Raw genomic sequence first — 12,059 nt, forward strand, 5'->3', positions numbered from 1 at the left:
CGGCCCGCCGCGCTACGGTGCCGGAACCCGTGACCGGGCCGCATCGAAGCCCGACGGGGACGAGACCACAGTCGCAGTCGGGGAGGCACACGTGGGCATGTTCGCGGACGGCCGGTCGGTGGACGAGGTGCTGGCGGAGTTGACGGCCATGCACGCCGGAGACGAACCCGGGCGGGGGCGGCCCGGAGTGGCCAATACGTTCGATTCCGGCGCGGCTTCCGTCGAGGCGGTCGCCGTACGGGCGTTCGAGCTGTATCTGCACGTGAACGGCCTCTATCCGACCTCGTTCCCGAGCGTCGCGACGCTGGAGCACCAAGTGGTCGCGGCCGTAGGCGAGATGCTGCACGCACCCGCCGGCGCGGCCGGTAGCTGGACCAGCGGCGGAACCGAGAGCTGCCTGCTGGCGGCCAAGGCGGCCCGCGACGCCCGGCCCGAAATCGTGCGCCCACAAATCGTGTTCGCCCGCTCGGCACACGCGGCCTGGGCCAAGGCCGCGAAGTACTTCGGCCTCGACCCGGTGATCGTGGACATCGACCCGGTCCGGATGACCGCCGATGTCGCCGCGATCGAACGGGCGATCACCGACGACACCGTCCTGGTGGTCGCCTCGGCACCCTCCTACGGACACGGCGTCGTGGACACGATCCCCGAGATCGCCGCGATCTGTGCTCGACGCGGCGTGCGCTGCCACGTGGACGCGTGTATCGGCGGCTGGGTGCTGCCGTTCGCCGAACAGCTCGGACATCCCGTGCCGGCCTGGGACTTCCGGGTGCCGGGGGTGGACTCGATCTCGGTGGATCTGCACAAGTACGGCTACGCGCCAAAGGGTTGCTCGATCGTGCTGTACCGCACCGCGGCGCTGCGCCGGACGCAGTACTTCGTCGCATCCGACTGGACCGGCTATCCGGTCGTCAACTCGACGATGCAGAGTTCGAAGTCCGGCGGCCTGATCGCCGCCGCATGGGCGGTGCTGCGCCATCTCGGCGCCGCCGGCTACCGCGACCTGGTCACCCGGACACTGGCCGCCACCGCCGAGCTGGTGGAGGGGATCGCGGGCATCGAGGGGCTGCGTGTGCTCGGTGCGCCTGCGACGAGTCTGGTCGCGGTGACCACGGACGGCGTGGACTTCTTCGCGTTCCTGGACGAGTTGGAGCGCCTGGGCTGGGCCGTACAACCCCAGCTCTCCCAGACCGGCATCCCGCCGACGATCCACCTGACGATGACCGCGACGCACGGCCCGCACGTACCCGAACTGCTCACCGCGCTGCGGTCGGCGGTACGCGCGGCCGGGGACCGCGACCCGCTGCCCACTCCGGAGCAACTGCTCGCGGTCGACGAACTCACCGCCCTGGCCGCCTCCGAGGCGGGGGTGACCGCCGACGCGCTGACCGAACTCATGTTCAAGGCGGGCCTGTTGACCGACGGTCGACTGGCGCCGGTGCACGCGCTCCTGGACCACCTCCCGGCGCACCTGCGCGAGGCGGCGCTCCTCGCCTTCTTCGAGGGCCTCAACCCACCGCTGTGACAACGGGCGGACCCGGCGCGCAGCCGGCGCTCCGGTAGCGCCCGTCGCGCCCGCCGTGTCCGCCGTGTCCAAAGCCCCCCAAGCCCCCGACACCCCGAGCCTTGAAAGCTCCCGAAGCATTCGCCACGCTTCGCCACCCGCGCCGGATCGGTCCCGTTCTACCGCCGGAACCCGGGCGCCCATTAGCGTTTCCCGTACGACAGGAGCCGGGGTCGGGCCGGTGGGCGACCCTCGGCACGGGCCGACGGCCGAGTACGGGCGAACTCCCCACGTCTGCCCCAGGATCGCTCGTGTCGTCGTGCTGCCGATCACCTCGGACATCCCGCGCACCTCGACATCCCGCGCCTGGGACGCATCCACGACCCGTCAAGGAGCCTCACCATGCCCGTGAACGCCGCCCTTCTCGACGAGATCGTCGATCAGACCGCCAGACTCGTCTCGCTCGACATCTCCCGGGTCGACCCGGACGACACCTTCGCGGAACTCGGAGTGGACGCGATCCTCGCGATCGAGTTCGCGGACGTCCTCGGCAAGCGGTACGGCATCGCCGTCGAGCCGAAGGTGATCCTGGAACGCGCCACCCCCAGCGGTTTGGCCGAGTTCGTCGCCCAGGCCCGGGCGGGCCGCAGCGGGTAGCGGCAGGTCGGGGTCGGAAATCCCGACGTCCGGGTCGCCGCGCCCGGGCACTCGCGAGCAGCCCCGGGCACCGGGAGCGCCCGCGGCGCTCGCAGGGCGCCCGCGGTCGCCATGGGTGGGATGCGCCCGGCTCGTACACCCATACGCCCTGTCCGACCCACCGGGCCGAGGGGCAGCATGTGCGGTCGTCAGCCAACAACCCGGGACCGAAAGGGAATTGGTCACCTTGGACCCGACACCACCACGATCCGAGACTCTCCGCACACCGACACCGGCACCCTGCCCGGCATCCGCATCCGCATCCACGCCGACTCCCATACCCACACCCACACCGGCGCCCGGCCCGGCATCCGCATCCGCATCCGCACCCATGCGCCCGCACGAGCCCACACCGGCCCACCCGCCGGTCCACCGCCCCCGACCCATTCCGCCCCAGGAGGGCCGATGAAGTTCCGTCGACGCGCGTCCGAGCGGCGGAAGATCCCGGTGTCGGAGTCCGAACAGTTGTTGTTCGGCGGCGCGTTGCGCTACGACCTGTCCTTCACCGAGCACGAACAACCGCTGCTGCGCGTGTCGTTCTGGGCGATGGCGCGGCAACTGCCGAGCATGGTCGCGGTGGTCACCCGCGCCGCCTGGACGGTGGATCGGCCCGCGGTGCTCGCCCTGCTGGTGGCCGAGATCGGTCAGGGGCTCGCGGCCGGGCTGGGCCTGCTCGCCACCAATCGGGCGCTGGTGGCGCTGTTCGCCGACGTGCCGACCACCGACCGGCTGCGCGACGCCGCGCCGGCCCTGCTGTTCATCGTGGGCGTCACCGCCGTGTCGGCGTTGCTCGCGGCGGTCTCGGTGGGGGCGACCAGCCGGCTCGAACCACAGGTCGAACGAGTCTGTACGGCCCGCTACTACCGGCTCGCCGCCCGGGTGGAACTCCAGGCGTTCGAGGAGGCTCGCTTCCATCGCATGCTGGACGCGGGCCGGTTCGGTACCGACTCGGTGCGGCACATGATCGGCGCCTCGGTGGCGGTGATCAACGCGCTGGTCGGCCTGGTCGCCACCGGCGGCGTGTTGACCCTGCTGAACCCGATCCTGCTGCCGTTGTTGTTCCTGGTCGCGGCGCCCAAGGGCTGGGGCGCGGTACGGTCCGCGCGTCGCCGACACGAATCCGCGCACGCCTGGCTGGAGCACCGGCGGGCGATCGAGATTCTCGGGCGCAGCCTGATCGAGCCGGCACCGGCGGCCGAGGTGCGGGCGCACCGTGCGGGCGCGTTGGTACTGGACGCGTTCGAGGACATGTCCTCCACGATGGAGGCCGAACACCGCCGACTCGCGCACGCCAAGGGCCTGACCCAGGCGACCGCGTCCGCGATGTCCGGGGTCGGCGCGATGCTGGTGTACGCGGCGTTGTGGCTGCTGCTCACCGAGGGCGGCATGCCGCTGGCCGCGGGCGGTACCGCGGTGATCGCGATCCGTACCTGCACCAGCGGCCTCACCGCGCTGGTCATGCAGGTCAACCGGCTGTACGAGGAATCCCTGTATCTGCGCGACCTGGAGGACGCCTGCGCCGAGTCGGAGCGACGGGCGATCCCGACCGGCGGACTGCCGCTGCCGCCGGTGGTGGACGAGGTGCGGCTGGATCGTGTCTCGTACCGCTATCCCGGCAACGAAACGCCGGCGCTGGACCGGGTCAGCCTGCGCATTCCAGCGGGCAAGGTGGTCGCCCTGGTCGGCGAGAACGGCTCGGGCAAGACCACGCTGTCCAAGCTGGTCGCCGGCCTGCTGTTGCCCACCGAGGGCACGCTGAGCTGGGGCGGGGTGGACGTTCGCGACGCCGATCGGGATCGCATCTTCGATCGGGTGGCGGTGCTCGGGCAGGACTTCCCGCGCTGGGCGATGACCGCACGCGCCAACGTCTTCATCGGCCGCGCCGACCGGCCGGTCGACCAGGCCCGGGTGGAGAGGGCGGTCGCCCGGGCCGATGCGAGCGAGCTGGTCGGCACGTTGCCGCACGGGTGGGACACCCTGATCGTCAAGGGCTACCAACGCGGTTCGCAGATCTCCGGCGGCCAATGGCAGAAGATCGGCAACGCCCGGACCCGCTATCGCGGCGCGCCGTTCGTGATCGTCGACGAGCCGACCTCGGCGCTGGATCCGGAGGCGGAGATCGCCGCGTTCGCCGCGCTGCGGTCGATGACCGAGGACGGAACGACGGTACTGCTGATCACCCATCGGCTGGCCGCGACCGCCACCGCCGACCTGATCTACGTGCTGGAGGGCGGGCGGTTGATCGAACAGGGCAACCACGACGGCCTGATGGCACTCGACGCGGGTCGCTATCGGGCGATGTACACGGCCCAGGCGGCGCAGTACGGCATCCGGTCGGAGGCGACCGTCCCGCCCGTCCGGCATGCGCGGGCGGTGAAGGTGGAGAGCTGACCCGGAGGGCCGGCGCGGAGGCGTCGCGAGCCGCCGCCGACCGGGGCCGGGCAAGGTCGCCCGGCAGGGGCACGCCGCGCCGATCCATCGTGCCCCGGCGTGTTCGCTGCGCCGACGGCGGTTGTTCTGGCTAGAGTCACCGGCGGGATTTGTTCCGATTCGTGGCTTTCGCCCAAGGGTCGGAGCCGATCACGACGAAGGGTGACGGGATGCACAGGCAGGACATCGGACCTCGGATGTTCGGCAACCGGCTCGGGTACAACCGCGCCGTGTCGGTGACGGACCCGGACCGCTGGCTGGTGTTGGCCGGCCACGAGTCCCGGGGCCCCGACGGCGAGATCGTGCACGTGCGCGATCTGCGCGGACAGATCGAGACCACGTTCGACCGGCTCGCCGAGACGCTGGCCGAGGCCGGCTTCACCTTCGCGCACGTGGTGCAACTGCGCTACTTCGCGGTCGACGTCGCGGACGTCACCCGCCACTTCGATGTGATCACCGCCCGCCTGGAACAGGAGAACTGCCGCCCGGCGACCGCCCTGGTCGGCGTCACCGCACTCTCCGACCCGGACATGCTGATCGAGATCGAGGGCCTGGCGGTGCGCTAGCAACACGGCGCCGGGCGCGCTCGGCGGGGCAACTCCCGCGCCGAACGCGCCCGATCGGCGCGCTACGGACCGGTCACGGCACTACGCCGGGTCGACTCGATCGCCCGGACGTTGCGCGGCCGACCGTTGCCCGCGTCGAACCGGGACTTGTACAACATCCGGACGCGGAACGTGAACGGCTACCGGGTTCGATGGTGTGCCCGCTGTCCGGGGAGGTCAGGCTCACGCTTCCGTCGGTGTGGGAGGCCCGGTCGGCGGGTCGCGGTCGTGCGCGGCATCGGCGCGAAGGTGGCGCGGACGTTGCGTCGGCGAGTCCCAACGCGGTTGCCGGCGTGGGTGGTTCCCCATGTGGTGACGCCGCGTGTGGTTGCCCGATATACCACCACCGGGTCCGGCTGGGACGGGAATCGTGGTATCTGACGCGATCCGTTTCGAATCCTGGTGAGGTACGGGCCATCAGGTCGCGTGCGCCGACGCGACGGGAGGACATCCGGCCCTCCCGGGCCGACCGGCGACCTGCGGAGGCTGGTCTGATGAGAAAGTCGTCCTGGTATCTCGGCGCCGCCGCCACGTTGTTCGTCGCGACGAGCGCGGTGACCCGGTTCGCCGTGTTGCCCGCCGTGCATCAGGTGCCCGACGACGCCGACTTCACGATGCACTTCGCCGGCGGCATGACCCTGCTGGACGCACAGGCGTTGCAGGCGGGCAACCTGCCCGGAGCCATCGTGCGCGACCTGCCGGTCACCGTGGATCGGCATGTGCACGCGGTGCACGCCTCCGGCTCGACCGTCGTGCTGAGCGATCGCACCGTGGTGTCCGGCCCGCAGAAACAGGCGCTCACCACGATCGAGAAGCGGTGGTCGGTGGACCGCAAGTCCCTGCTCGACCGGCCGATTCCCAAGGGCGTCCCGGCCGAACCGCATCGGGGCCTGACCGCGGGCTTCCCGTTGGAGCCCAAGAAGAAGAACTATCCGTACTGGGATTCGCCGACCCAGACCACCATCCCGGCCACCTATGTACGGACCGAGCGGCGCGCCGGTCGGGAGACGTACGTCTTCAGGATCCGTACCAGCGGCCCGCTCGCCGACCCGGAGTCGCTGCGCACACTGCCCCCGGCGATGCCCAGGGCGGCCGTACTGGGCCTGGCCGGCGTCGCGTTCCCGGGCCGGCCGCCGGAACTGGCCGGGCAGGCCGACCCGGTCCCACTGGCCTACACCGCGACCACCGACCTGACCGGCTGGGTCGACAGCGAGACCGGCGTCACCGTGGACCTGGAGTCGACCCAGGGGGTCACCGCGACCGCCGCGTCGGTGTCCGGCGGGCAGACCGAGGTCTTCCCGGTGTTGTCGCTGCACATGACCACGACGCCGGCCTCGCGCGCGGAGTTGGCCGACACCGCGGCCGACGGTGCGCAGGCGCTGTGGCTGCTCGGCGTCGTGGCGCCGTCGGCCGCGCTCCTGCTGGGCCTGGCGCTGCTCGCCCTGGCCGCCTGGCTCGAACGCCGGGCCCGTCGAGGCCGATCCGACGCGACGCTGCCGGGGCCCCGGACCGAGGCCGGGTCGGACGCGGCCCCCGACACGAGTCCGCCGCCGGCAGCCGGTACCGGGTCGGCGGCCGGTACCGGGTCGGAGCGAAACACATCGACCGGCAACCAATAGTCGGCCGAGCCGTCGGCCGACCCAGCGGGTCGGGCGCAGTGGCCCCGGCCCGGCCGAGGTCGTGTCCGGGGCCGGGTCGGGGCGGGGCCACACGGTCAAGCGCACGTTCTTCCACACCTTCGCGGGCAAGGAAGACGTGGTCATGGCGCCGACCCAGGACATGTGGACGGCCTTCACCGAAGAGTGGGAGACCCGCCCCGTCACCGGCGGGACGGTGCGGCATTTCCTCCGGGACGCGTTGCTCGCCGCCGTGGACCGGATGACCAACGAGGCATGGTCGCGCCGGGTCCGCCTCGGCCGCCGCCTCGCCGCGACGAACCCGGCCGTGACATCTTCGCGGCCGAACTCCGCACCGCCTTCGCGGCGATCCCGCAGAGCCCGACCATCGAGGCCACCCCGTGCGAGGCCGCATGGACGCCGTGTCCATGTGGCGACACCGACCGCCTTCGGGCCCGCACCTAGCACATCTCGTGATGGTTTCATCGGCGCGAGTGCTCTGCCATGATCGCCGGCACCCGATCGAGGGGATGTGGTGGCGTGTCGGCGGAGCCTACGAAACCGACGAAATCGGTTGAATCGCACCGGCGGTTCGATGCGGCCCGGGCGGCGGTGCCGTTCGGGGCCGGGTCCGTCTCGCTGCGGATCTATCCGCACGACGGGCTCGACGCCCCGGGCGTGGTCGCGGAGGCGATCGGCCAGGCCGTACTCGCCGCGGACCACGGGTTCGACGGCGTGATGACCAGCGAGCACCACGGCGGCTTCGCCGGATACCTGCCCAATCCGCTCCAGGTGGCCGGCTGGATGTTGGATCGCATGCCGACCGGGTGGGCCGCCGCGGCGCCCGTGCTGTTGCCGCTGCGACCGGTCGTGCTGCTCGCCGAGGAGGTGGCCTGGCTGGCCGCGCTGCATCCCGGTCGGGTGGGCGTCGGCGTCGCGATCGGCGGCCTGGAGCTCGATTTCCGGCTACTGGAGCGGGACTTCGCCGCTCGCACCGCCGCCTTTCGGGCCGGGCTGCCCCGGCTGACCGCGCTGCTGCGTGGTGCGGAGCTGGGCGAACTGGCCGGTGACCGCGCCCTGTTCGGGTGTGCCGCCCGGCCGGTGCCGGTGGTCGCCGCGGCGATGAGTCCGGGCGCGGTGCGGCGCGCGGCGCAGGCCGGTGCCGGGATCCTCTTCGACGGCGGCTCCGAGGCCGGCCGGCTGCGCGAACTGACGGACCGGTACCTCGACGCCGGCGGGGTCGGGCCGCGGGTGCTGATCCGTCGGGTGTGGCTCGGCGATCCGCCGCGCGAGGCGTTCGAGCGGCAGTTGCACGTGTATCGCGGGTACTCCCCGGCGGCAGCGCTGCGCCATTGGCGCGGCACCGGCTTCGTCTGCCATTCCGACGCCGGCGCGCTGGCCGACGAACTAGCGGCGCTGCGCGCCGAGATCGGCGCCACCTGCGTCAACCTGCGGATCCACGTGCCCGGTGTATCCGCCGATGCGGCCCGCGAGCAGATCGCCGCGCTGGGCCTGGAGGTGCTCCCGCGGCTGCGGGCCGCCGGCACCGATCCGACACGTGACACCGCCATCGAGACCACCGACACTCCGGTGCGCGACGCGACGCCCGGCAACCCCACGACCGCACAGGGAGCACAGCAGTGATAGCCGAACGCATCAGGTTGGCCGGCCGCACGGTGATCGTCTCCGGCGCCGGTGGCGGCGGGATCGGCACGACCTGCGCCCGAGGGCTGCTGGAAGCCGGCGCCACCGTGCTGGGCGTGGATCGCGACGCCGAGCGACTGGCCGCGATCGAGGCCGAGTTGGCCGACACGGCCGGCCTGGGCGGATCGCCCGCCACGCTGCTGACGGTGTGTGCGGACGTGTCGACGGCCGAAGGCGTCGCGGCCGTGGTGGAGCGGGCCGCCGCCGCGCCGGGCGAGTTGTACGGGCTGGTCAACGTCGTCGGCGGCAGCCTGTTGCCGCACTGGGCGCCCGCGCTCGACTTCGACCGGGCGCAGTGGGACCAGTCCTTCGACCTGAACCTGCATCATGTGATGTGGCTGTCCCAGGCCGTGGCCCGGCACCTGGTCGAGCACGAGGCGCCCGGTTCGATCGTGACCATCAACTCCACCGGCGGCGTGGTCGCGGCGCCCTACCACGTGGGTTACGGCACGGCCAAGGCCGCGGTGCTCGGGTTGACCCGGACGCTGGCCCTGGAATGGGGCCGGTACGGGATCCGGGTCAACGGGGTCGCGGCCGGCTCGATCACCACGCCGCGCGCGACCACCACCGCGGCGGATCCGGCGCTCGCTGGCCGAGGGGTCCCGCTGCGCCGACGCGGGACGCCGGCCGACGTGGCGGCGGCCGTACTGTTCCTGATCTCCGACCTGTCCGCGTACACCACCGGCGCGGTGATCCCGGTGGAAGGCGGCGCGTTGCACCGACTCGGTCTGTTCGACGAGGACAACGTCCCGGTGCATGTGAGCAATCCGCAGATCCTGGCCCGGATCCATGGGGAGGGCACGACGGACTGAGCACCGGCCCCGGCCACCCGAAGCCCGGACGACCGGCTTGGGCCCGCGTTCCGGCAGGTGGGCATTGGACCGATGACCGGTCCGCACCCCACGATGGCGACATGAACGCCGATCTCGCCCGCCCCGCAGCCGACCCCACCTTCGCCGACGTCGTGGCCGCTCGCGAGTTCCTCGCCAAGCACCTGCCGCCGACCCCGATGTGGTCGTATCCCGCCCTGGACGCGGCCACCGGGGCGCAGGTGTACGTCAAGCACGAGAACGTGCAACCGGTCGGCGCCTTCAAGGTCCGGGGCGGGCTGACCCTGCTGGCCGGCCTGAGTTCGGCGGAGCGGGCCCGGGGGCTGGTCACCTACTCGACGGGCAACCACGCGCAGTCGATCGCGTACGCGTGTGCCGCGTTCGACGCGTCGTGCACGGTGGTGATGCCGGCCGGGGCGAATCCGGCCAAGGTGCGGGCGGTGCGCGCGCTCGGCGCCGAGGTGTTGCTGCACGGCGCGGACATGGCCGGCGCCCAGGCGCGGGCCGAGGTGTACGCCCTGACCGAGGGCCGGCTCCTGGTCAGCCCGGGCGACACGGCCGCGCTGGTGGCCGGGGTGGGTACGGCGTACCTGGAGATCCTCACCGCCGAGCCCGACCTGGACGCGGTGCTGGTCCCGGTGGGCAGTGGCACCGGTGCCGCCGGCGCGGTGCTGGTGGCCGCCGAACTCGCGCCGGGCTGCCGGGTGATCGGCGTGCAGTCGAGCGCCGCGCCGGCCGCGCACGACTCGTGGCGGGCCGGCGCGTGCGTCACCCGCGCCAACGTCACCACCGTGGACGGCCTGGCCACCGGCCGGGGGTTCGAGCTCCCGCAGCGGGTGCTGCGGTCCGGGCTCGCCGACTTCCTCCTGGTCTCGGACGCGGACATCGCGCACGCCCAGCGGCTGCTGGCGACGCACGCGCACACCCTGGCCGAGGGCGCGGGCGCCGCCGCGTTGGCGGCCGTACTGGTCCACCCGACCGCGTTCGCCGGTCGGCGGATCGCCGTGGTGTGCTCGGGCGGCAACGCCTCCGCGGCCGAGATCGCGGCGCTGGGTCGCGAGGGCGACTGATTCGTGCCGGCGTCCACCCCGCGTGCCGCGCCGAGGCCCGCCATACTGGGGAGTCATCGGATCTCCGGAGGAGTCAGCGGCGTGGCGGTCACAGACGAGGCCATCGACAAGATCAAGGGCATGATCGTGTCCGGTGAGCTTCAGCCCGGCGAGAAACTGCCCAAGGAGGCCGATCTGGCGGCCCGGCTCGGGCTGTCCCGCAATTCGCTGCGCGAGGCGGTCAAGGCGCTGTCGCTGATCCGGATCCTGGACGTGCGACAGGGCGACGGTACGTATGTGACCAGCCTGGAGCCGACGTTGTTGCTCGGCGCGATCTCGTTCGTGGTGGATTTCCACCACGACAAGAGCGTGCTCGACTTCCTCCAGGTCCGGCGGATCCTGGAACCGGCGGCCACCGCGCTGGCCGCCGAACTGATCGACGCCGAGGGCGTCGCGACGCTGCGCGCGCTCGCCGATCCGCCGGGTCCCGATGCCGGGCACGACGCGTTGATCGAGCAGGACCTGCGCTTTCATCACCAGATCGCGGTGTTCGGCGGCAACCAGGTGTTGTGCTCGCTGCTGGAGACGTTGTCCGGCCCGACCATGCGCGCCCGGACCTGGCGCGGCCTGACCGAGGACGACTCGTGGCAGCGCACGATCCGCGAACACCACGCGATCGTGGACGCGTTGGAGTGCCGGGACGCGAGCGCGGCGCACGCGTGGTCGACGGTGCACATCAGCGGTGTCGAGCAGTGGCTGCGGCGGATGACCTGAGCGGTGTCGGCGACCGCGGGCAACCGTTGCGGCACACGTCGGTTGCCCATCCCGACCGGACCGGCGAGGATCGGCGGGTATCGACAGCAGCGATATATCGGTCCACAGCGGAGGTTGTCGTGAAGGTTCTCGTGGTCGGTGCCACCGGCGTGCTGGGTACGGCGGTCACCACGCTGTTGCGCGAGCGGCACGACGTGGTCACCGCGTCCCGGAGCACCAAGGCCGATGTCACGGTGGACATCACCGACGCCGAGTCGGTGGCGGCGATGTACGCACAGGTCGGCCGGGTCGACGCGGTCGCCTGTGCGGCCGGGGGTGTGCCGTTCAAGGCGCTCGGCGAGCTGACCCGCGCCGACACCGAGCGCGCGGCGCTGGACAAACTGCTCGGCCAGGTCGAACTGGTGAGGGGCGGGCTCGACTTCGTGGCGGACAACGGCTCGTTCACGCTGATCACCGGCATCCTGTCGGGCGAGGCGATCCCGACCGGATCGATGGCCTCGATGGCCAACGGCGGCATCGACGCGTTCGTGCGCGGCGCCGCGATCGAACTCCCGCGCGGATTGCGGATCAACTCGGTCAGCCCGACGATGTTCACCGAATCGCTGGCGGCGTACGACACGTTCTTCCCGGGCTTCCCGCCGGTCGACGTGGCGACGGCCGCGATGGCCTACCGTCGCTCGATCGAGGGCGGCCAGACCGGGCAGAACTTCCGAGTGGGCTGGTAGCCGCCGGGGCGGCGCCGGCCCGGGGCCACCGAGTCCGGGGCTTCCTCGGCTCGGCACCCGGGTCGGCGCTCGCCGCCGAGCGCGGGCGCGGGTTCGCCACGCGCGGCGGTGGGAACCGTTCAGACC

The 12,059-nt window shown here is 72.2% G+C and carries 10 protein-coding genes; all 10 read left to right on the forward strand.

Translation table 11 applies throughout. From position 1 onward, the window contains the following. Positions 1 to 97 precede the first annotated feature (97 nt). A complete protein-coding gene (locus tag ACFXMF_RS32240; protein WP_360311059.1) occupies positions 98 to 1,525 on the forward strand; it encodes an aspartate aminotransferase family protein in 1,428 nt (475 codons plus the stop codon). Positions 1,526 to 1,906: 381 nt separating this feature from the next. Then, a complete protein-coding gene (locus ACFXMF_RS32245) occupies positions 1,907 to 2,161 on the forward strand; it encodes an acyl carrier protein (RefSeq protein WP_360310937.1) in 255 nt (84 codons plus the stop codon). 444 nt (positions 2,162 to 2,605) lie between these two features. Continuing rightward, positions 2,606 to 4,591, forward strand: a complete 1,986-nt coding sequence (locus tag ACFXMF_RS32250; protein WP_360310935.1) for an ABC transporter ATP-binding protein — start codon at positions 2,606 to 2,608, stop codon at positions 4,589 to 4,591. Positions 4,592 to 4,800: 209 nt separating this feature from the next. Next, the gene (locus tag ACFXMF_RS32255) at positions 4,801 to 5,196 is read left to right on the forward strand and encodes a Rid family hydrolase (protein WP_360310933.1); all 396 of its coding nucleotides are present in this window, start codon (positions 4,801 to 4,803) and stop codon (positions 5,194 to 5,196) included. A gap of 533 nt (positions 5,197 to 5,729) precedes the next feature. Then, the gene (locus tag ACFXMF_RS32260) at positions 5,730 to 6,854 is read left to right on the forward strand and encodes a porin PorA family protein (RefSeq protein WP_379991156.1); all 1,125 of its coding nucleotides are present in this window, start codon (positions 5,730 to 5,732) and stop codon (positions 6,852 to 6,854) included. A 609-nt stretch (positions 6,855 to 7,463) separates the two neighbouring features. Next, on the forward strand, positions 7,464 to 8,495 hold the full coding sequence (locus ACFXMF_RS32265) for an LLM class flavin-dependent oxidoreductase (protein WP_360310927.1): 1,032 nt from the start codon (positions 7,464 to 7,466) through the stop codon (positions 8,493 to 8,495). Next, complete coding sequence (locus ACFXMF_RS32270; RefSeq protein WP_379991155.1) at positions 8,492 to 9,367, forward strand: SDR family NAD(P)-dependent oxidoreductase; 876 nt, start codon at positions 8,492 to 8,494, stop codon at positions 9,365 to 9,367. Before ACFXMF_RS32265 ends, ACFXMF_RS32270 begins: the two co-directional genes overlap by 4 nt. A gap of 101 nt (positions 9,368 to 9,468) precedes the next feature. Continuing rightward, positions 9,469 to 10,455, forward strand: a complete 987-nt coding sequence (locus ACFXMF_RS32275; RefSeq protein ID WP_379991154.1) for a threonine/serine dehydratase — start codon at positions 9,469 to 9,471, stop codon at positions 10,453 to 10,455. An 81-nt stretch (positions 10,456 to 10,536) separates the two neighbouring features. Further along, entirely contained in the window at positions 10,537 to 11,208 is a 672-nt protein-coding gene (locus ACFXMF_RS32280; protein ID WP_360310921.1) for a FadR/GntR family transcriptional regulator, read from the forward strand. A 119-nt stretch (positions 11,209 to 11,327) separates the two neighbouring features. Next, positions 11,328 to 11,933 (forward strand): short chain dehydrogenase, encoded by a 606-nt coding sequence (locus ACFXMF_RS32285; protein ID WP_360310919.1) that lies wholly within the window; start codon positions 11,328 to 11,330, stop codon positions 11,931 to 11,933. Positions 11,934 to 12,059: the final 126 nt, after the last annotated feature.

Origin of the sequence: Embleya sp. NPDC059213, assembly GCF_042754445.1 — a bacterium.
Classification (GTDB): domain Bacteria; phylum Actinomycetota; class Actinomycetes; order Streptomycetales; family Streptomycetaceae; genus Embleya.